Origin of the sequence: Streptomyces sp. NPDC002564, from assembly GCF_042889645.1 — a bacterium.
GTDB lineage: Bacteria > Actinomycetota > Actinomycetes > Streptomycetales > Streptomycetaceae > Streptomyces.
This window is the reverse complement of record NZ_JBIARE010000005.1, coordinates 305,436-326,239: the sequence shown is the minus strand read 5'-3', so window position 1 is coordinate 326,239 and position 20,804 is coordinate 305,436. Positions and strand designations below refer to the sequence as shown.

At 73.7% G+C, this 20,804-nt stretch carries 18 protein-coding genes; 11 read left to right on the top strand and 7 right to left on the bottom strand.

The window, feature by feature from the left end; all coding sequences use genetic code 11:
- Positions 1–21: 21 nt before the first annotated feature.
- A complete protein-coding gene (locus ACFYXE_RS20430) occupies positions 22–192 on the bottom strand; it encodes a hypothetical protein (RefSeq protein WP_361173651.1) in 171 nt (56 codons plus the stop codon).
- A gap of 265 nt (positions 193–457) precedes the next feature.
- Here ACFYXE_RS20430 and ACFYXE_RS20425 point away from each other — a divergent pair, with 265 nt between their 5' ends.
- From ACFYXE_RS20425 to ACFYXE_RS20415, 3 genes are all read left to right on the top strand, one after another.
- Positions 458–796, top strand: coding sequence for a chaplin (locus tag ACFYXE_RS20425; protein ID WP_389314231.1), 339 nt, complete (start codon positions 458–460; stop codon positions 794–796).
- Between the two features lie 212 nt (positions 797–1,008).
- Positions 1,009–1,236, top strand: a complete 228-nt coding sequence (locus ACFYXE_RS20420; protein ID WP_389314229.1) for a DUF5133 domain-containing protein — start codon at positions 1,009–1,011, stop codon at positions 1,234–1,236.
- 94 nt (positions 1,237–1,330) lie between these two features.
- The gene (locus tag ACFYXE_RS20415) at positions 1,331–3,658 is read left to right on the top strand and encodes an ATP-binding protein (protein ID WP_389314227.1); all 2,328 of its coding nucleotides are present in this window, start codon (positions 1,331–1,333) and stop codon (positions 3,656–3,658) included.
- On the opposite strand, the gene ACFYXE_RS20410 is transcribed toward ACFYXE_RS20415, so the two are convergent.
- From ACFYXE_RS20410 to ACFYXE_RS20400, 3 genes are all read right to left on the bottom strand, one after another.
- Positions 3,592–4,029, bottom strand: a complete 438-nt coding sequence (locus ACFYXE_RS20410; protein WP_389314666.1) for a response regulator — start codon at positions 4,027–4,029, stop codon at positions 3,592–3,594. The two genes, ACFYXE_RS20415 and ACFYXE_RS20410, sit on opposite strands and share 67 nt — an antisense overlap.
- 32 nt (positions 4,030–4,061) lie before the next feature.
- Positions 4,062–5,852: a PP2C family protein-serine/threonine phosphatase gene (locus ACFYXE_RS20405; RefSeq protein WP_389314225.1), complete on the bottom strand. Its 1,791-nt coding sequence runs from the start codon at positions 5,850–5,852 to the stop codon at positions 4,062–4,064.
- 99 nt (positions 5,853–5,951) lie between these two features.
- Entirely contained in the window at positions 5,952–6,389 is a 438-nt protein-coding gene (locus tag ACFYXE_RS20400) for an SRPBCC family protein (RefSeq protein ID WP_361173663.1), read from the bottom strand.
- 158 nt (positions 6,390–6,547) lie between these two features.
- Between ACFYXE_RS20400 and ACFYXE_RS20395 the strand changes: the two genes are divergently transcribed.
- From ACFYXE_RS20395 to ACFYXE_RS20380, 4 genes are all read left to right on the top strand, one after another.
- Complete coding sequence (locus ACFYXE_RS20395) at positions 6,548–7,054, top strand: DUF6328 family protein (protein WP_389314664.1); 507 nt, start codon at positions 6,548–6,550, stop codon at positions 7,052–7,054.
- 127 nt (positions 7,055–7,181) lie between these two features.
- Complete coding sequence (locus ACFYXE_RS20390) at positions 7,182–7,610, top strand: DUF6643 family protein (RefSeq protein WP_361173665.1); 429 nt, start codon at positions 7,182–7,184, stop codon at positions 7,608–7,610.
- A 438-nt stretch (positions 7,611–8,048) separates the two neighbouring features.
- Positions 8,049–8,654: a hypothetical protein gene (locus ACFYXE_RS20385; RefSeq protein ID WP_389314222.1), complete on the top strand. Its 606-nt coding sequence runs from the start codon at positions 8,049–8,051 to the stop codon at positions 8,652–8,654.
- Between the two features lie 249 nt (positions 8,655–8,903).
- On the top strand, positions 8,904–11,324 hold the full coding sequence (locus ACFYXE_RS20380) for a right-handed parallel beta-helix repeat-containing protein (protein WP_389314220.1): 2,421 nt from the start codon (positions 8,904–8,906) through the stop codon (positions 11,322–11,324).
- Here the strand turns inward: ACFYXE_RS20380 and ACFYXE_RS20375 are convergent.
- Complete coding sequence (locus ACFYXE_RS20375) at positions 11,284–13,623, bottom strand: hypothetical protein (RefSeq protein WP_389314218.1); 2,340 nt, start codon at positions 13,621–13,623, stop codon at positions 11,284–11,286. The genes ACFYXE_RS20380 and ACFYXE_RS20375 overlap by 41 nt on opposite strands.
- 244 nt (positions 13,624–13,867) lie before the next feature.
- Between ACFYXE_RS20375 and ACFYXE_RS20370 the strand changes: the two genes are divergently transcribed.
- A complete protein-coding gene (locus tag ACFYXE_RS20370) occupies positions 13,868–14,782 on the top strand; it encodes a DeoR/GlpR family DNA-binding transcription regulator (protein ID WP_389314216.1) in 915 nt (304 codons plus the stop codon).
- A 62-nt stretch (positions 14,783–14,844) separates the two neighbouring features.
- Positions 14,845–15,324, top strand: a complete 480-nt coding sequence (locus ACFYXE_RS20365; RefSeq protein WP_389314214.1) for an SRPBCC family protein — start codon at positions 14,845–14,847, stop codon at positions 15,322–15,324.
- A gap of 57 nt (positions 15,325–15,381) precedes the next feature.
- On the opposite strand, the gene ACFYXE_RS20360 is transcribed toward ACFYXE_RS20365, so the two are convergent.
- Positions 15,382–16,479 (bottom strand): PLP-dependent cysteine synthase family protein, encoded by a 1,098-nt coding sequence (locus ACFYXE_RS20360; protein WP_389314662.1) that lies wholly within the window; start codon positions 16,477–16,479, stop codon positions 15,382–15,384.
- A 348-nt stretch (positions 16,480–16,827) separates the two neighbouring features.
- Between ACFYXE_RS20360 and ACFYXE_RS20355 the strand changes: the two genes are divergently transcribed.
- Both ACFYXE_RS20355 and ACFYXE_RS20350 read left to right on the top strand, forming a co-directional pair.
- Positions 16,828–17,160, top strand: coding sequence for a hypothetical protein (locus ACFYXE_RS20355; RefSeq protein ID WP_361180321.1), 333 nt, complete (start codon positions 16,828–16,830; stop codon positions 17,158–17,160).
- A gap of 194 nt (positions 17,161–17,354) precedes the next feature.
- Complete coding sequence (locus ACFYXE_RS20350) at positions 17,355–17,828, top strand: ATP-binding protein (RefSeq protein WP_389314212.1); 474 nt, start codon at positions 17,355–17,357, stop codon at positions 17,826–17,828.
- A 272-nt stretch (positions 17,829–18,100) separates the two neighbouring features.
- Here ACFYXE_RS20350 and ACFYXE_RS20345 read toward each other — a convergent pair whose 3' ends face one another.
- Entirely contained in the window at positions 18,101–20,662 is a 2,562-nt protein-coding gene (locus tag ACFYXE_RS20345; protein WP_389314660.1) for an ABC transporter permease, read from the bottom strand.
- Between the last annotated feature and the right edge of the window lie 142 nt (positions 20,663–20,804).

The window sequence follows — 20,804 nt, the reverse complement described above, 5'->3', positions numbered from 1 at the left end:
GCAGACGGGCGCAGCGACCGTTCAGGAGCTCTCGGGCTGCTGCGACGGCGTGGGGGCGTGCTCCCTCGGCAGCCTGCCGTCGAGCGGCCGGCGGTACCCGGCGAGGTAGACGCTGACCAGCCCGAGGACGGCCACCGCCAGGAGAAGAGGAGCGGGGCCGGACGCGGCCAGGTCGACGAGGTGGGTGCGCATGCCCTCGCGTGTACCCCGAAACCGCCTCCGCGCGCGGCGCCGGACCCCATGACTTGCGTCCAGCACGTCCGCGGCCACGGTGTGCCCGTTCGCCCGCCGTCCGGGAGCCACCGCCCCTACGGGTGTTCGATCTTCTGCTCCGTGCGGGTGAACCGGGGCCGGTCGGCCAAGCCGCCGCGCGCTCCGCCACGGATCCCCCGCGATGAGCGACCCCGCTCTGCACCGCCCGTGACGGGCGGTGTCGCACGAACGAGAAGGAAGTGCCATGTCACGTCTACTGAAGAGCGCGGCCGTCCTGGTGGCCGTGGGCGGTGCCGTCGTCGCCGGTGCGGGAGCGGCCTCCGCGGACAGCGGCGCCCAGGGCGCGGCTGTCGGCTCGCCGGGCGTCCTGTCCGGCAACGTCGTCCAGGTGCCCGTGCACATCCCGGTCAACGCCTGCGGCAACACGGTCAGCGTCATCGGCCTGCTCAACCCGGCCTTCGGCAACACCTGCGTCAACGGCTCCGGTGACCACTGGGGTCAGGGTGGCCACGGCAGCCACGGGGGTCACGGCGGGCATGGGGGTCACGGCGGCCACGGCGGCCACTGGGGTCACAAGAAGTAGCACCGGGGCAGAACGCGGTGCCGGAGTCGCCCCGCTCCGGCACCCGCTGGCCGCCCCGCCCCGGCACCCGCCCCGGGTGAACGCCCCGGCGTTCGGACCCCGGTGACGCCTTTTCGGCCACATCCGCCGGGCCCGAGGACTGGTGGCGTGCATCGGGGGCATCCGGGGCCTGCATACCCACGGCGGGTAGCGCAGTGACAAGGAGACATCAGATGCTGATGGCACACCCGGTGGTGCTCAAGGACCTTCTCGAGCAGTACGAGACCCTGCGCGGCCTGCACGCGGAGAAGGGCACCGAGGGAGCTCGTCAGCGGATCGAGGACATCTCCTACACCCTGTGCGTCTCGACGGGCACGCTGGACATCGACACCGCCCTCGCGGTGGCGCGCCGCCAGCTCGCGGCGGCGGACACCGCGCACGACACCGCCCTGGCCTCATGACCGTCGCCTAGCGGACGGCCGGCGGAGGGATCCCGGTGCCCTGGGGAGGTGCACCGGGATCACCTCGGCGCCGCCGGGCAGGCATGATGCGCGTATGACAGATGACTGGCTCTCCGCCCGCTCCCGCGAGGCCGAAGCCTCGGTGCCCGCGGCCTTCGACCTGTCGCAGTGCGTCAGCGAGCGGATCCATCTCCTGGGAGGAGTGCAGTCCTACGGCACGCTGATCGGCGTGCGCCCCGAGGACGGGGTGGTCGACAGCGCGGCCGAGAACCTCCAGGCGGTCCTGGGCCTCGGTGCGCACGAGCTGGTCGGCGCGCACGTCACCCGCGTCCTGTCCGGCGCCGACTGGGCCGAGGCCCTGGACGCCACCGCGGAGGACGACGACACCGCCCTGTTGCGCGCGCAGGCCGGGCCGGACGGGCGGGACGTCGACGTGTCGGTGCACCGGCGCAAGGGTCTCGTCATCCTCGAATTCGAACCGCACGAGCCCGAGGGGCCCCGCACGACCGGCTTCTACGACGGGGTCCGCCGTGCCCTGCGCCGCCTGCGGGGCGCCCTTTCCGTCGAGGAGTGCTGCCGGGCCGCCGTGCGGGAGGTACGGGCGCTGAGCGGATTCGACCGGGTCGTCGCCTACCGCTTCGACGAGCTCAACGGGCCAGGAGAGGTCCTCGCGGAGAGCGTGGGCGAAGGACGCGAGCCCTGGCTCGGGCTCTGGTTCCCCGCCACGGACATCCCGCCCCAGGCCCGCCGCCTGTACGAGGAGAACTGGATCCGGGTCATCGCGGACGTGGACGACGCCACCGCGCACCTGGTCCCCGCCGTGCGCGAGAGCACCGGGACGCCGCTGGATCTCTCCGGTGCCGCGCTGCGTACGGTCTCCGGATTCCATCTGGAGTACCTGCGCAACATCTCCGTCCGCTCGTCGATGTCGGTGTCGCTGCTGAGGGAGGGGCGGCTCTGGGGGCTGATCGCCTGTCACGGCGAGCGTCCGACGCGGCTGTCGCCCGAGGTGCGGGCCGCGTGCGAGCTCTTCGGTGTGGCCTTCTCCATGCAGCTCGCGGCGATCGAGGAGCGCGAGCGGGCCGACGCCCTGTCGCGCTCCGCCCGCGATGCCGCCGCCGTGGCCGAACTGCTGGCACCCGACGTGGAGTCCTCCCTGATCGAGCACGCGGAGCGGGTGACCGGACTCGCGCGGGGAGACGGCATGCTGCTGATGCGGGACGGCCGGCTGCACCAGGCCGGGACGCGGGTGGGACAGGGCCTTGCCGCGGCGCTGCGGTCGCGTGCGGCGCGGCTGAGCCCGGGGCACGTGTGGGCGACGGACCGCCTGCCCGAGGCGCTGGCACAGGAGGACCCGCTGTCGGGCGAGGAGGAGATTCCGGCCGGAGTGCTGATGCTGTCGTTGAGTCAGGGCGGCGACTTCCTCGCCTGGGTGCGCGCCGAGCGTCCCATGCCCCGGCAGTGGGCGGCGGATCCGGAGCGCCCGGTCCTGGTGGGCCCGCGCGGGGAGCGGCTGACGCCCCGGGGGTCGGGGGCGGTGATCCGGTCCGTGATGCGGGGGCGCAGCCTGCCCTGGAGCGCCCAGGACGAGGCGGCCGCCGTGGAGATGTGGCGGCTGCTGACCGGTCTCGTCATGCGCCACGCCGACGAGCTGGGTTCCCTCAACACGGAGTTGAGGATGAACAACGACGATCTCGACTCGTTCGCACACGTCACCGCGCACGATCTCAAGGAACCCCTGCGCGGTATCTCCAACGCCGCCACGTTCGCGCTGGAAGACGCCGGGGACGCACTGGACGAGACGGTCGTACGCCGTCTCAGGTCGGTGCAGCGCCTGGCCACCCGCATGGACGACCTGCTGAACTCCCTGCTGCAGTACGCCCGCACCGGCCGGGCCGGCCTGCGCATGACCCCGGTCGACCTCGACGACATCCTCGACGCCGCCCTGGAGGTGGCCGGGGAGCGGCTGCGGGACGAGCGGGTGCGGGTCGAACGTCCGGTCCGGCTCCCGCGCGTGCGGGTCGACGCCGACCGGGTCTTCGAGGTGTTCCTCAACCTCCTGGTGAACGCGGCCAAGTACGCGGCCGACCGCCCCGACCGCATGGTGCGTGTCACGGTCGAGGAGGTGCTCGCGCCCGGGGCGGACCAGGCGGTGCCGGCCGTCGTCGTGGCGGACAACGGCATCGGTGTGCCGCACGAGCGGCAGGCCGAGATCTTCGACCTGTTCCGGCGGCTGCACCACCCGCAGGACCACGGTGGCGGCACCGGGGTCGGCCTGGCCATCGTCAAGCGGGTCGTGGAGCGCCACGGCGGCCGGATCTGGCTGTCCAGCACGCCGGGGCGGGGCACGTCCTTCTATTTCACGTTGGGCGAGGGCGCGCTGCCCGGGGCGGACGGCCGACTGTCCGATCTGAGCCAGTAGTCGACCGCTCCGGTCAGCACGGTGCGGAACAGGTCGAAGTTGAGCGGCTTGTACACGTAGCTGTCGGCGCCCGCGGCGTAGCAGGCGTCCTCCTCGGCGGGGGCCGTGGAGGTCGTGAACACCACGACCCGGATGCCGTTCAGCGCGGCCTGGCCGCGGATCGCCCGCAGGACGGCGTGCCCGCTCATGCCGGGCATGTTGAGGTCCAGCAGGATGATGCCGGGGGCGTCGTCGACCGCCATGAGCCGGTCCACCACGTCCTCGCCGCGATCGCGGAAGTCCAGGCGGAGCAGGGGGTGGCTGCGCGTCAGCGCGCGCTCGATGGCCTCGGCGTCCTCCTGCGAATCCTCGATGACCAGGATCCGCCCCATGTCGAGTCTCTTGGCGGAGGGAATGGCGCTGTTCACTGTTGTTCCTTCACCTTCGCGATCAGCACTGCTGTGTCGTCGTCGCCCTGCTCCCGGAAGGCGGCCGCGGCCGCCACCAGGTCGGTGGCCGCCGTGCCCGGCACCGCCGCGTACTTCCGGACGGCGTCGGGCAACTGTTCCTCGAACTGCACTCCCTGGGCCGACCGGGCCTCGGTCAGACCGTCCGTGAAGAGCACCAGTGCGTCGCCGCGGTCCAGACGCACGGTCCGGGGGTGGTACGTGACGTCGGGCGCGACGCCCAGCAGCAGGCCCTTCGGCTGCTCGGCGCGGACGGTTCCCTCGCTGCCGCGCACCAGCGGTCCCGGATGCCCGGCGCTGACGAGCTCGGCCTGCCAGCCCGTCCCGTCCGGACGCGGGGTCAGGACGGCGATCAGAGCGGTCACGAAGCGGGTGGATCCCTCGTGGACGAGGGCCGCGTTCAGGCGGGACATGGCCGTGCCCGGTGCCACCCCCTCCTTCAGGAGCGTGCGCAGCGTGTGCCGGGCCAGTGCGGTGAACGCGGCCGCCTCCGCCCCGCGCCCGCAGACGTCGCCGATGAACAGGCAGACCCGGTCGGGGCGCACCACGACGTCGTAGAAGTCGCCGCCCACGTCCAGCGAGGCGTCGCCCACCGCGTACGCGGCGCTGAGGTCGAGGTCCGCGACCTCGGGGAGCGCCCGCGGCAGCAGGTGCTTCTGCAGCAGCTCGACGTGCTGGCGCCGCTGGGCGTAGAGCGTGGTCGTGTCGATGGCCAGGGCGGCGCGGCCGGCCAGGTCCTGGACCATCTGCAGGTGCGCGTCCTCGACGTGGTCCTGCCCGTAGAGGAAGGTCAGCGTGCCGAGGGTGCGGCCCCGGGCCGCGAGCGGGCTGACGGTGACGGCGCTCGGCGGGCTGCTGCCGGGCGGGTGGAGCACCGCGACGTCGTGGTGCCGCATCTCCGCGTCGTACAGCAGGGCCGCGCCGTGCCGGTGGACCCGGCCGTGGAGTGCCGCCGTCAGCCACAGGGTCTGTTCCGCCGCCTGCGTCAGCCAGCGCTGGGTCGAGGCGGCCACGTGGGCGACGGCCACGGGCCGCAGGCGTCCGTCGGATCCGGTCAGGTGGATCAGGCAGCCTTCGGCGACGGCGGGGACGGCGAGCCGGGCCACGCGGCGCAGTGTCTCCTCGGCGTCGAGGCTGGCGTCCATCTGCAGGGATGCCTCGGCGAGGAAGGCGTCCCGGGCGCGGCGCCGTTCGTGCCGGTGCGTCTCCTGGATGCGGTGGTTGCTGGCGGTGAGGATGTCGGCGACCTGGACGAGCCGGGCCCGCAGTTCCTCGAGCGCCTCGGGCGACACGGGACGGCGCAGGCCGAGCCAGAGGCCGGCGCTGTCCCCGGTGCCGAGCGCGAAGACGCACTCCACCACCTGCACGGCGCCCGCCCCGCGCAGCAGGGAGCCGGCCGGACCCCACTGCGCGTCGTCGTGGGGCGATGCCGCGGAGCGGGTCGTGGGGAGTGCGTGCGTGGGGACGACCGGCGGGCAGCCGTCGGTGCCGGGCCAGTCCCGGTCCGCGGGACGCCAGGAGCGTACGGGGGCGTCCTGCGCGGACAGCAGGCGCAGGTAGAGCGGGCCGTCGCGGGTCCAGCGGCAGCCGGCGGCGGCCACCACGTCCGGCAGCTGGGCCAGGGCCCGGTACACGGACTCCGCGATCATGGTCACGTCGTGCACGGTCATGGCCTGCAGCCACAGGCGGTGCACGGACTCCCACCACTGGGGTGGTCGCGGGGTGGCGTTCTCCGGCTGCTGCGTCACGCCCCCATCATCGTATGCGGGCCCCGGTGGGCGACATCCGGTGTCGCCGGGGACTTGCGCGGGGCCGTGAGGGCCGGGGGAACGGCGGCGGGGGCCGCCTCAGCCGGCCGCCCGCTCCTTGGCGACCGTCTCGGCGAGCTTCTGGAACTCGCCGAGGTCGTAATTGGCGAGGGTGGAGTCGAGGTTCGTCAGGGCGCCGAGGTGCTCCACGAAGCCCTTGGGGTCGTATTCGATCTGCAGCGTCACCCGGCTCGTCGTCTCGCTGAGCCGGTGGAAGGTGACCACCCCGGCGTGGTGCACGCCCTCGACGGTGTGCCACGCGATCCGCTCCTCGGGAATCACCTCGGCCAGCTCGGCGACGAAGTTCTTCTCCGCGCCCGGCAGTTCGAGCTGCCAGGCGAAGCGCCGGTCGCCCAGCGGCTCCACGAGCCGTACGTGGCTGAGCAGGGCGGGCCAGCGGGTCACGTCGCTCCACAGCTCCCAGGCGATGGACACGGGGGCTTCCAGGTCGACGGACTCCAGCAGCGACGCGGACATGCGTACCTCTCCTCCGGCGGCGGCCGGCCACGGTCTCTCCGGGCTAGTGCGGCGCACCGCTCCGTTACCCCGCCGCGCACGCGACACGCATACGTAACCGCCCCGACCGCGGGCATCCGACGTGTCTACGAAGGAGGCGCTCCGTGAGTACGGACGAGATGGCGAGACCGGACATATCGGTGGACGACGAGCTGGAGGAGGCGCACGAGAGAGCCAACCGGCGGTGGGCCGAGGTGCTCCAGGAGACCCGGGTCGCGCAGACCGGTGTGCAGATCCTCTTCGGATTCCTGCTGAGCGTGGCCTTCACCCCGCGCTTCGACGACCTCGGCGCCTTCGACACCCACGTGTACGTGGCCACCGTGATCCTGGGGGCCGCGGCCACCGGCGCGTTGATCGCCCCGGTGTCGCTGCACCGGCTCCTGACGGGCCAGCAGATGAAGGACGATCTGGTGACGGTCGCCGGGCGGCTGATGGTCACCGGTCTCGTGCTCCTCTCCCTCACCATCAGCGGCACCGTGCTCCTGATCCTCCATGTGGTGCTGCCGGACCTGCTCGCCGAGGTCTTCGCGGGCGCGGTCCTCCTCTGGTTCGCCCTGTGCTGGTACGGCCTTCCCCTCTATCTCAAGCGGCGCTCCGCGCGCCGGGGGCCGGGCGGACGCGGCTGACGGCCCCCGGATCCGCACGCTTTCGTGCCGATGTCTCAGCAGGTCAGACCGGCAAAACTGGCGTAAAACGGATGACCCCAAGATTGGGACTCCCCAACCGGCACATCGAGGGCTTAACTTATGGAGCATGACCTCCCCCCGCTCCACCTATGGCGGCGGTTACTACTCCGCGCCGTCCTTCCCGGACACCCCGATCTACGACTCCCTCGTCGCCGAGCGGGGCACCCCTCAGATCGCCCCGATCCGGGTCCCCTCCGCGTACGACACGGGCAGTCATCTGCCCGCGCTCCCGGCGGCGCTGCCCGCCCTGCCGGCGGCCCCCTCGCATCCCAACCCGGCGTACGGCTACCAGGCCCAGCAGCCCGCACCGCTGCAGCAGGCCCCGGCTCCGTACATCCCCCAGCAGACCGCGGGCCCGCGCGGGTACCCGGGCGCCCAGCCCCAGCGGCCGGCTCCCGGCACGGGCACGGGGTACGAGGCGATGCGCCCCGCGGCGCCGCGTCCGGCCCCGGCGTCGTACGAGGATCCGTACAACCGCCCCTACCGCGGGTACTGATCGTCCGCGGCCCCTGCCCGCCGGAGACCACCGGCGGGGCGGGCCGCGCGAGGCTGCCGTGGAGCCCCGGGGGATTCGCGGACCGCACGCCGCCGTTCACCGGCGCCGGGCGGTCCGTGCCACAACGGCCGCATCCGTACCGCACGTCCGTCGCCGCCGGGCCACCGCCCGGCGGCGCTTTCGGCTGTCCGCGCCCGCTCCGTCGCGCGCCGGTCGGATTCGCCCGCCCGTCGCACATCGGCCACGGTCCGCCGTTTCCGAATGATCGATGCCGGGGCGGGGAACTCGACCATGGGACACGGTCGTTGAGAATCGTGGATCTGAACGGCGATGCGTGAAGGGACGGCTTCGGAGGGTGATGTCACCCTCTTTTCCCGCCCACCGCGCGCGGGCCGTGCCGTTTCTGGTAGAGACGGACACGGAAGGGGGTGCAGGGCAGTGCGGGCAATCGTCGGCCTCTGGCGGTGGCGGAACAATCCGCTGCGCCGCGGCACCGACCTCGTCGAGGCCTGGCTCGGGCTGATCGCCCTGGTCGCCGTCGTCGTGGCCGTACCGGTCATCGGCGTGTCCGTCACGCACGTGACGCGGGACGCCCTGCTCGCCTCGGTGCACAAGGAGCACGAGGCGCGTCACGCGGTCACCGCGACCGTCCTGCGCAAGGTCGCCTCTCCCCCGGTCGACCCCGATCCCGAGACGTCGTCGGCGCGCGACGCGCACAGCCGCGTCCTCGCCCGCTGGACGGCCCCGGACCGCACGGACCACTACGGAATCGTCCTGTCCAGCCTCAAGTCCCCGGACGAGGGCGACCACTTCAGGCTGTGGACCGACGAGCGCGGCCAGGTCGTCGGCCGTCCGCTGGACGGCGCCACCGCCACCACGCACGCGGTCCTCGCCGGGCTCGGCGCGGCCGCGGCGGCCACCGCGCTCATCGAGGGCACCCGCAGGCTGGTCCTCTGGCGCATGGTGCGGGCGCGGTACGCGCGCCTGGACCGGGCCTGGGAGAAGGCGGGACCGGACTGGGGCCGGACCGGCACCGGTTCCTGACCCGGCCCGGCACGTCCCCTTCCGTACCGCTCCTGGGGCCGGGCGGGTCCGCCCGCTGCCGCGGGTCGAAGACACGTGCGCCCGGCTCCGCAGGTGAGAGCCTGGCCATCGGGTCAACTCCGCATCCCCGCGCGCGCTACGGTGGACCGGCCGAACTCCTCGGCCCCTTGCGCGGTGCCGCGACACCCAGTGACACGGCACGTCCGCCGCAAGGTCCCGCGTACGACAAGGTGGGGGCAGAGCAACTCCATGGCACAGGGCACGGTCCAGGTGACGCACACCGGCACGTCGCGGTGGCGGCGCCGCACCGGCGAGTACGCATCGCTCGCCGCTGCCTTGGAGGCCGCGAGCGACGGGGACATACTGACCGTCGCCGCGGGCACCTACCGCGAGAACCTCGTCGTGCAGCGCTCGGTGACGCTGCGCGGCCCCGAGAGCGCCCCGGGATCGGTGCGCATCGCGCCGTCCGACGGGGTGCCGCTGACCGTCCGCGCCTCCGCCGTCGTGCAGGACCTGCACATCGAGGGCCAGGACTCCTCCGCGCCCGCGCTGCTCGTGGAGGACGGCGCGCCCGAACTCGTCGGCATCCGCGTGGTGACCCGGTCCGCGGCCGGCCTGGAGGTGCGCGGCGGCGCGCGTCCGACCGTGCGCCGCTGCACCGTCGACAACCCCGGCGGGATCGGCATCGCCGTGCTCGACGGCGGCGGCGGGGTCTTCGAGGAGTGCGAGATCGTCGCGGCGGGCCAGTCCGGCGTCGCCGTGCGCGGCGGTGCGCACCCGCGGCTGGAGCGCTGCCGGGTGCACCACGCGTCGGGCGCCGGCCTCTCGGTGACCGGGGAGCACACCGGCCTCGAGGCCATCGGCTGCGAGGTGTACGAGGTCAAGGGTTCGGGCGTGCAGGTCACCGGGCGGGCCGCGGCGCACCTGACGGACTGCGACGTGCACCGCACCACGTCCGACGGCGTGACGCTCGACACGGACGCCGTGCTGACGCTCGCGGACTGCCGTATCCACGACATCCCGGAGAACGCGATCGACCTGCGCTCGCGTTCCGTGCTGACCCTCACCCGGTCCACGGTGAGCCGGTTCGGGCGCAACGGCCTCTCGGTGTGGGACCCGGGCACCCGCGTGGACGCCAACCAGTGCGAGATCCACGACAGTACGGGCGACTACCCGGCGGTCTGGGTCAGCGACGGCGCGACCGCCGTCCTGGAGTCCTGCCGGGTGCGGGACGTGCCGGACGCGCTGTTCGTCCTGGACCGCGGCTCACGCGCGGACGTCGTGGACAGCGACCTCTCCCAGGTGCGCAACACCGCCGTGTCGGTCAGCGACGGCGCGACCGCCCAGCTCGACGACTGCCGCATCCGCGAGGCCGCGACGGGCGCGTGGTTCCGCGACCACGGCAGCGGCGGCACCCTCGCCAACTGCACGGTCGACGCGGTGCAGACCGGCGTGATCGTCACCAAGGGCGCGGACCCCACCATCGAGCGCTGCACGGTCACCTCCCCCGCCGAGGCGGGCTTCTACGTCTCCGCGGGCGGCCGGGGCAGCTTCCACGGCTGCCGGGTCGGCGGCAGCGGCGGCTACGGCTTCCATGTCATAGACGGCTGCCGTACGACGCTGAAGAAGTGCCGTACGGAGCGGTGCGCGCGCGGCGGCTTCGAGTTCTCCGAAGAGGGGCCGATCGTCGAGGACTGCGCGAGCGACGAGAGCGGCGGTCTGCGCACCCCCGGGTCCGCCGCGCCGGAACCGCCCGCCGTGCAGACGGCCACGCAGACCGTCGGTCTGCTCGGCGCCCTGCCCGCCCAGCAGGCCCCGCAGCCCGCCACGCCCCCGGCAGCGGCTCCCGAGAAGCCCTCCCGCGCCTCCGCCGAGGTGCTCGGCGAACTGGACGCGCTGGTCGGCCTGGACAGCGTCAAGCGCGAGGTGCGCGCGCTCACCGACATGATCGAGGTGGGCCGGCGCAGGCAGGAGGCCGGGCTCAAGGCCGCGTCCGTCCGCCGCCATCTCGTCTTCACCGGTTCCCCGGGCACCGGCAAGACGACCGTCGCCCGGCTCTACGGCGAGATCCTCGCCTCGCTCGGCGTCCTGCAGAGCGGGCACCTCGTCGAGGTCTCGCGCGTCGACCTGGTCGGTGAGCACATCGGCTCGACCGCGATCCGTACCCAGGAGGCCTTCGACCGGGCGCGCGGCGGCGTGCTGTTCATCGACGAGGCGTACGCGCTCTCGCCCGAGGACTCCGGGCGGGACTTCGGCCGGGAGGCCATCGACACGCTCGTGAAGCTGATGGAGGACCACCGCGAGGCCGTCGTGGTGATCGTCGCGGGCTACACCGCGGAGATGCAGCGGTTCCTGTCCGTCAACCCCGGTGTCGCGTCGCGGTTCTCACGGACCATCACCTTCGGCGACTACGCCCCCGAGGAGCTGCTGCGGATCGTGGAGCAGCAGGCCGACGAGCACGAGTACCGCCTGGGCACGGGCACGTCCGAGGCGCTCCTGAAGTACTTCACGGTGCTCCCCAAGGGGCCCGCGTTCGGCAACGGCCGTACCGCGCGGCAGACCTTCGAGGCGATGGTCGAGCGGCACGCGGGCCGGGTCGCCCAGGTCGGCGACCCGAGCACGGACGACCTCACCCTGCTGTATCCGGAGGATCTGCCGGAGCCGGTGTGACCTCGTCGGGGACTTCGGGCCTCGGGGCGGGCACGGCGGGCCTGAGGCGGGCGAGCAGCCGCGCCCGCTCCTCGGCGAACGCGGGGTCGGCCTGGTAGTCGCCGTGGCCGAGGATCGGCGCGGGCAGCGGGTGCTCCTGGGTACGGCCGTAGGCCAGCGGGTCCTTGAGGGCGGCGCGGTCGACCTGGGGGCCGCATGCGCCGCGCAGGTTGATGGGGCCGCCGATCGGGTCGGTGGTGCGGTACAGGTTGCGCCAGCAGTCGACCTCGCGGTGCAGGGAGGTCAGGGCGGCCGGGCCGAAGTGGGCGGGGAACCAGCGGCCGTAGAGGCGCTCCAGGGGCGAGCCGTAGGTGAGCAGGGCGACGCGCCGGCGTACGGAGGGGCGCAGTTGCCAGGCGGCGGCCGCCGCGAGGACGCTGCCCTGGGAGTGCCCGGACAGCACGAGGCGGCCACCGGTGGCGCTGGTGGCGCGCGTCCAGGTGGCCATCCGCCAGGTCAGGTCGGGGACGGCGCGCTCGGCGTAGCAGGGCGGCGCGAAGGGGTGGGCGGCGCGCGGCCAGAACGTGCCGACGTCCCAGAGGATGCCGATGGTGCGCCGGGCGGACGCGTCCTTGTAGGCGCGCCGGCCCCAGGTGACGAACAGTATGAAGCCGAAGCCGATCAGCCAGGAGCCGAGCGCCTGCGCGGTCTCCGCCGCGCCCTCCATCGCGTCGGGGGTGCCCTGGGCGGCCTGCCCCGGGACCTCTTCCGTCATCCACGCGCCGGTGAGCGCGCCCGCGCCGAGCAGCAGCGTCACGGCGGAGACGATGCCGACGAGCAGGGGCGCGCGGTCGGTGAGGGCGGCGCGGGCGCGGGTGCCCGCGATGCGGCGGGTGCGGGTGGAGTCCTTGCGCTCCTCGGGGTAGTCGAGGGGCATCCGCGCCATCTCCCGGCGTTTGCGCCGCACGGTCTGCACGCCGAACCAGCCGCAGAGCACCGCGACGACCACGAGGAGCGGCGGGATCACGGACGCCTGCCAGGTGAGCACCAGGGCCGGGCCCGCGATGGAGCCGTGGGCGCCGTCCAGCCAGTCGGCGACGCGCTGCGCGCCGCCGCCGGTCATGACGCCGCCGAGCGCGCAGGACAGCATGGCGACGGCGGGGCCGCCGAAGCCGCGGATGGCGGTGCGGGCGTCCGGCGAGGAGCGGTACAGGAGGTGGGCGACCACCGCGAGGCCGAGCACCAGGACGCCCTGGACGAGGGTGATGCCGCCGAACGTCGCGTCGCCGGGCAGCCTGCCCTCGGAGCGCCAGCCGGGGCGTGACCAGGCCGCGTACACCAGGGCGAGGGCGAGCAGGACGAGGGCGCCGAGCGGCAGCCAGCGCACGAGGGTCTTGTCCAGCTTCCGGTCCAGGCGGTTCTCGCTGCGCCCCCTGCGGCAGACCACCCAGACGACGAACGCCCCGCCCAGCACGAGTGTGCTGTCGAGCGCCCAGCCGAGGGTGTCCAGGAGCGCGGAGCCGCCGGGGCGCCGGTCGTGGCGGGCGGCCGAGGTGCCGACCGCGCCGGCGACGGTGAGCAGGCCGGCCGCCGTGTGGGCGGCGCGCAGTCGGGCGACCAGCCGCCGGCCGTACCAGAAGCCGGGCCTGCCGAGCGCGGTGCGGCTGGTCTCCTCCTCGGGGTCGGGCCGGTCGGGCAGCGGCTGCTGGGACTCGTACGCGCTCCAGGTGCGGTGGGAGAGGTACCAGAGGAGGCCGGTCAGGGCGGCGGGCAGCAGGGCGGCGAGGGCCAGGCGGCGGCCGGGCTGGGACCACCAGCCGCCGTGTCCGTCGGCGTCGGCGGCGAGGAAGCCGAGCCAGGCGCGGTCGTCGGCGCACGCGGGGGTGCCCGCGCACTGCCAGGCGGTGAGGTCGAGCGCGATCTCGCAGGCCGCGGCGACGAGCAGCACGGTGAGGGTGAGGCCGACGAGGCGCACGAGGAGGCCGTAGGTCCGTACGAGGCGTTTGCGGTGCCGGGAGGTGGGGCGCATCCAGTGGGCGATGTTGACGACCATGAAGGGCAGCAGCAGGAGCCACAGGGCGCGGGAGCCGTTGCCGGACGTCAGGTTGCACCAGACGTAGGCCTCGGGCACCGGTTTGCCGCGGTAGTCGTCGGGGCGCTGCTCGGCGTCGGCGTCCTCGGTGCGGCGGAACACGGCCGCCGTGTCGTCGCCGGAGATCCGCACGGTGCGCGGATCGCCGAGCATCTCTTCCGGTGTGGTTCCCCCGACTCCGTGGACCAGGAGTTCCAGGGCGGTCTCGTCCTGCGTGGCACGCTCCACTGTTCCGCTTCCCCCGAGAGGCGCATGGTGAGGGGTCCAGGATCTCGGTTCCGGGGCCCGGGCGCACCCCTCGTCACGTAATCTCCCCCATCCCGGTTGTTCCGTTCCGGTGCCCGTGGCGGTGTCCTGGTCTCCCGTGGAGCGCGGTCGGCGGCCGGTGACGGTGCGGTCGGTGGCCCGTGCGAGGATGAGGCAGCGCGCCGGGGGCGCGAAGGGCAGGACGAGGCAGAAGGGCCGACCGGGCGTGAGCGACAACCAGAACCTCCTCGCCGAGCAGCGCCGTGCCCTGATCCTCGACGAGGTGCGCCGCCGCGGTGGCGTCCGGGTCAACGAACTCACGCGCAAGCTCGGCGTGTCCGACATGACGGTCCGCCGCGACCTGGACGCGCTGGCCCGCCAGGGCGTCCTGGAGAAGGTGCACGGCGGCGCGGTCCCGGTGGTCGAGGCGAGCACGCACGAGCCGGGCTTCGAGGCGAAGTCGGGCCTGGAGCTGTCCGCCAAGGAGGACATCGCGCGCACGGCGGCGTCGCTGGTCGCGCCCGGCACGGCGATCGCCCTGTCCGGCGGTACGACGACGTACGCCCTGGCCCACCATCTGCTGGACGTCCCCGATCTCACGGTCGTGACGAACTCGGTGCGGGTGGCGGACGTCTTCCACGCCGCGCAGGGCGCCGCCGGGCAGCGCCAGGGCGCGGCGACGGTCGTGCTGACGGGCGGCGTGCGCACCCCGTCGGACTCGCTGGTCGGCCCGGTCGCGGACCAGGCGATCGGGGCCCTCCACTTCGACGTGCTGTTCCTCGGGGTGCACGGCATATCGGTGGAGGCCGGCCTGTCGACGCCGAACCTGGCCGAGGCGGAGACGAACCGCCGCCTGGTGCAGTCGGCGCGACGCGTGGTCGTGGTCGCGGACCACACCAAGTGGGGGACGGTGGGGCTGAGTTCGTTCGCCGCGCTCTCCCAGGTCGACACGCTGGTGACGGACGCCGGGCTGCCCGCGGAGGCGCGTGCGGAGATCTCCGAGCACCTGAACCGGCTGGTGGTCACGGGCGAGCGCGCCGGGGAGACGGACGACGGCGCCGGGGATCCGGGCCCGGACCAGGCCGACGAGTCCGCGGACGCCGGGGACGACGTCGACTCCGGGGCCCCCACAGACATCTGACGGACCGCCAGCTATGGTGACCGTGTCCGGTCAACCGTCTCGTCCGCTGGGGGCAAGGTTCGATGGCACGCCGACTGAGGACCGTGGGGCTCGACTTCGTCGCCTGCGCTCCCGTGCGCCTGGTCTTTGCGCGTGAGGTCAGCGCCTCCCCCGAGGCCGTCCACCGCGCCCTGGCCGACGACGTGACGGGCTGGCCCCAGTGGTTCACCGCGGTCACCCTCTGCCGGCCCACGGGCGGCGGCGCGGGCCGCGAGGTCCGACTCAAGGGCGGCACCCGGTTCCAGGAGTCGATCCTCGCGGCCGAGGCGCCGGAGCGGTACGCCTACCGCGTGGACGTGACGAACGCACCGGGTCTGCGCGCCCTCGTCGAGGAGTGGCGGCTCACCCCGGCGGGCACCGGCACCCGGGTCCAGTGGACGTTCGCCGCGGACGGCGCCGCACCGCTGCGCGCGGCCCTCCGGCTCGGCCGCCCGGGCCTTGCCCGGGCGTTCCGCGACGCCGTGACGGCCCTGGACCGGCGTCTGGCGGCGGCGAAGGCGTAGCCCGCGCGAGCGCGCACGGCGGCACGGGGCCGCGACCGCGCTGCTCGTGCCTGAGCGCTACTCCGGCCACGCCCCCGTGGTCAGCAGCGTGTCGATCGCCTGCGCGTACGGCGCGATGTCCATGCCCTGCTCGGCCAGCCAGGCGTCCGAGTAGTACTTGTCCAGGTAGCGGTCGCCGGGGTCGCAGATCAGGGTGACGACGCTGCCGGTACGGCCCGCGGCCACCATCTCGGCGACGATCTTCAGGGCGCTCCACAGCCCCGTACCGGTCGAGCCGCCCGCCTTGCGGCCCATGGCCTGCTCCAGGGCGCGCACGGCGGCGACGGACGCGGCGTCCGGGACCTTCATCATGCGGTCGATCGCGCCGGGCAGGAAGCTCGGCTCCATGCGGGGCCTGCCGATGCCCTCGATGCGGGAGCCGCAGTCGCTCGTCGCGTTCGGGTCGTCCTTCGTCCAGCCGTCGAAGAAGCAGGAGTTCTCCGGGTCGGGGACGCAGATCCGGGTGTCGTGCTGCATGTAGTGGACGTACCGCGCGATGGTCGCCGACGTGCCGCCGGTGCCGGCCGTGGCGACGATCCACGCGGGCGTGGGGTAGCGCTCCAACCGCAGCTGCTGGTAGATCGATTCGGCGATGTTGTTGTTGCCGCGCCAGTCGGTGGCCCGCTCCGCGTAGGTGAACTGGTCCATGTAGTGGCCGCCCGTCTCGGCGGCGAGCGCGGCGGACTCCGCGTACATCATGCGCGAGTCGTCCACGAAGTGGCACCGGCCGCCGTGGAACTCGATCAGGCGGCACTTCTCCGCGCTGGTCGTGCGCGGCATCACCGCGATGAAGGGCACCCCGATCAGCTTCGCGAAGTACGCCTCGGAGACGGCCGTCGAGCCGCTGGACGCCTCGATGACCGGGCGGTCCGGCCGGATCCAGCCGTTGCACAGGCCGTACAGGAAGAGCGAGCGGGCGAGGCGGTGCTTGAGGCTGCCGGTCGGGTGCGTCGACTCGTCCTTGAGGTACAGGTCGATGCCCCAGTGCTCGGGCAGCGGGAAACGCAACAGGTGCGTGTCGGCCGAGCGGTTGGCGTCGGCCTGCACCTTCCGGACGGCTTCTTTGAGCCATGCGCGATAGGCGTCGTCGCTGTGGTCGACGTCGAGCGTCGGCATCGGTCCGTCGACTCGGTCCTGCTGCCCAGTGGTCACGGCGGGTCTCCTTCGCGTCGTGCCGGACGCGATTCGACGCGGCCGTACGCCTCGATCTTAAACACCCGCCACACGCTTCTCACCTGCATAAACACACCTTTGGGCAGCTCAAAGGAAGAGCCGGGGGAGCCTTGGGGAGAGCGTCACCGTGTGACGGTGCGTGCGCCCCGGAAAGCGGCGGTCGACGGCCTCATGCGCTCTGGTGCTCGCCGCCCGGTGCGGGCAGACTTCGTCTCGCGGGACGCCCGTGCCGGTGCGCACGCGGCACCCGCGGACGACAGGCGGCGGCGCGGCGCAGGGAGGCGGAGGGTCATGGCGGAGCCGGAATTCACGGCCAGGGGCGTGCGGATCGGGCGGCGCCTGCGCTCCCTGACGCGCGCCGGACAGGTCCGTATCGCCGACGGCAGGCTGGAGTTGCTCACCAGCTACGGCACGGAGATCGACAGCGCGCCGCTGCAGGCGGTGCGCACGGGCAGGCCCTGGTTCACCGCGGACGACCAGGCGCTCGCCGACGTGAACGGCACCCGCTACCGGCTCACCCTCGGGGAGCGCGAACCACGGCCCGGCGAGGCCGGTCCGCCGACCGCGCGCCGGTTCATCGAAGCGGTGCGCGACGCCACGGAGCACCAGCGGCCGCGCGGCTGAGCGGGCCGCGTCCCCGGCGCGCGAGTTGCAGGCCCGAACCCCCTGCGTCACTCTGGTCTCACATCACTCTGGGTTTACCGGCGATGACGCTGCGAACCAGCCGCCGCCGGCCAGACAGCAGGCGGCAGACCACGCGGCCCCCTGCTGGATCCGAACGTCGTCTTCTTCCGGACTCAATTCGGGGAGTCGCAGCCGTGATCAGCCAGCCAAGCAGGCATTGCACGGTAGAGCTGCAGGCCCTGCCGTCGCGGATCCGCCAGGTCCGCAGAATCGTTTCTGCGCAATTGCGCTACTGGCGTCTCGATCCCTTGATAGACCAGGCCGCCCTCGGCGTGACCGAGCTGCTCACCAACGTCCACCGGCATGCCGAGCCGGACAAGGTGTGCACCGTGGAGATCGAGCTGCTGCTCGACCGCCTCACGGTCTCCGTCCACGACCACGACCCCCGCCTCCCCCAGATCCGGGACGCGGAGCCCTTCGCCACCTGTGGCCGCGGCCTCGCGATGATCGCGGCGGTGAGCGAGAGCTGGGGCGTGAGCCCGCGCGGCGACGCGGGGAAGGTCGTGTGGTTCACGCTCCCCGTCGTCTCCCCCGCTCCGGCCGTGCCCGTGTACCCCGTGTACCGGACGGTCGCGAAGACTCCCGCCCGGTCCGCCGTTGTCGGCTGACCGGGCGGTGATCGTTCCCCCGGCGCGGCCCGGGCCCGCCGGATCCGTGCGCTGCCGCGCGGGCGGACGCGAGCCGTCCGCCGTATACGGGAGTGGGCGGTCCGCCGTGGACGGGAGGGGGCCGTCCGCCGTGTACGGGAGTGAGTCGTCCGCCGTGTACGGGGACGGGCCCTCCCCCGCGTACGGGAGTGAGCCGTCCGCCGCGTACGGAAAGGGGCCCTCCCCCGCGTACGGGAGGGGCCCCTGCCCCGCCTGCGATAGCGGATCGCACGTCACTCCGTGGAGACGGCCCGCAGCACGTCGAGGCGTGCCGCCCGCCGGGCCGGGCGCAGGCCCGCCAAGGCTCCCGCGGCCAGGCCCACCAGGGCGACCACCGCGAGCCGCACCGGCGGCACCGCGAACGCGAACGCGCTCTCGGTCGTCCCGTCGGACGCCTTGACGAGGACCCAACCGAGGAACGCGCCGAGCGCGAGCCCGCCCGCCGTGCCGAACGCCGCGACGAGCACCGACTCCCAGCGGACCATCGCCCGCAACTGCGCCCTGGTCTGCCCGACGGCGCGCAACAGGCCGAGCTCACGGGTGCGTTCGTGAATCGCGAGGGTCAGCGTGTTGGCGATGCCGAGCAGCGCGATGAAGACCGCGAGGGCGAGCAGCGCGTAGACGAGGGTGAGCATCATGTCCACCCCGCCCGCCGAGGCCTGCGCGTACTCGGCGCGCGTCTGCACGTCCGGGTTGCCGAACTCCCGCGCCGTGGCGGCCACGGTGGCCTTGCCCTCGGCCGCGCCCACGCCGTCCGCGAAGGTGACGGAGACGAGGGTGTCGGCGTCCTGGATCCGGTGCGGGGCCCAGGCCTCACGGGTGATGACGTAGTCACCGGCCAGCTCCGACCTGCCGTAGACGGCGCGGACCGTGAAGGTCTCCTTCTTGCCGTCGGCGAAGGCGAGTTCGGTGCGCGAGCCGACCGTCAGGCCCTGCTTCTCCGCCTCGCCGCGGGTGATCGCGATGCCGTGGTCGCCGAGCGCGGCCAGGGATCCCTCGACCGTCCCGAGGTCGAAGGACCGGGCGAAGGGTCCGGGGTCGGTGACGGTCAGGGCGCGGCCCTCGCCGTCGACCTCCGCGGCGCCCCGGCCGAGGCCGACGGCGGTCTCCACCTCCGGGCGCTGGGCAAGGGCTGGGGCCAGCTTCGGGCTGAGGCCGCTGCCGCCCGCGCCGAAGCCGGGCGTGCTGACGGCGACGTCGCCCGCGAAGGAGCGGTTGACGGTCTGGTCCATGGTCGCCTTCAGCGAGGCCCCGAAGACCGTGAACAGCGAGACGACGGCGACGCCGATCATCAGGGCGCTCGCGGTGGCGGCGGTCCGTTTCGGGCTGCGCAGGGCGTTGCGCCGGGCGAGTCCGCCGCTGACGCCGCGCAGCCGGTCCAGCGGGCCGCCGAGGATGCGGACCGCACGTGAGGAGGCGACGGGGCCGAGCACGACGAAGGACACCAGGGCGAGGGCCGCGCCGGCCCCTGCCAGCCAGATGGACGGGGTGGCCAGCACACCGGTCAGGGTGAGCGCCACGGCGGCCGCGGCCAGGGCGGCGCCCACGACGGCGCGGCGCCGGGAGGCGCCCGAGTGGTCGACGGCGCTCTCGCGCAGCGCGGCGAGCGGTGCGGTGCGTCCGGCCCGTACGGCGGGCAGCAGCGCGGAGCCCAGGCAGACCACGACGCCGACGGCCAGGGGCAGCAGCATGGAGAGCGCGCCGACCACCAAGTCCCCTTCGGGGAAGGGGAATCCGATGGCGGGGAAGAGGGCCTGCAGCCCGGCCGCGATGCCGATGCCGCCCGCGAGTCCGGCGGCCGACGCCACGACGGCCACGGCGCCCGCCTCGACGAGGGTCGACCCGGTGACCTGGCGGCGCGAGGCGCCGAGCGCGCGCAGCAGCGCGTTCTCTCGGGTGCGCTGGGCGACGACGATGGCGAAGGTGTTGTGGATGCTGAAGGTGGCGACCAGCAGGGCGACACCGGAGAAGACCAGCAGCAGGCCGGTGAAGAGGGTGAGGAACTGGCCGGAGATGTTGTCGGTGTTCTCCGCCGCCGACGCCTCGCCGGTGATGGCCTCGACCCCCTTGGGCAGCAGGGGAGTCAGCGCGTCGACGAGTTCCCGCTCGCCGACGCCCGGGCCGGCCCGCACCTGGATGGTCGAGGCCTGGCCGGGCTTGGGGGTGAGGTACTTCTCCGCGTCGGCCTGCGTCATGCCGGTGAAGGTGGTCTGGGCCATGCCGTCCTCGCCGCCGAAGGCCGCGAGGCCCACGATCCGCACCTGCACGGGGTCGGGGGTGCGCAGCGTCGTCGTGTCGCCGACCTCCAGGCCGCCGGCCTCGGCCGCGCCGCGGTTGACGACGACCTCGCCGGTCCTGGACGGGGCGCGGCCTTCGGCGAGTCGGTACGCGTTCAGTCCGGCGTCGTCGATCCAGTTCCCGGCGAGGGTGGGCGGGCCCTGGCCCCCGATGGGGTCGCCGTCCTTGCCGAGCAGTTGGCCCGCGCCCTGGATGCTGGGCGCGGCCGCCGCGACCTTGTCGCTCCTCTCGATCGTCTCGACGAGGCGGGTCGGGACGGGCCTGCGGGTTCCCCGGGTGTCGTCGGGGGTGGTGATGGCGTCGGCGCTGCGGACGACGGCGTCCGTGCCGCGGGTGGCATTGCCGAACATCGTGTCGAAGCTGGCGCGCAGGGTGTCGCCCATGACGAGGGTGCCCGCGAGGAAGGCGACGCCGAGCATGACGGCGAGGAACGTGCCGGCGAAGCGGCGTTTGTGGCCGCGCAACGAGGCCACGCTGATGCGCACGGAGGCGCTCAGGGAGCTCATGACGAGGGGTCCTTCCCGCGGTTCGGGGAGCGCAGGAGGCGGGCACCCGCTTGCGCCCGGTCGGTGGGCGCGTCCGTGGGACGGCCGGTAGGCCCGTCGGTGGGACGGCTGGTAGGCCGGTCGGTGGGACGGT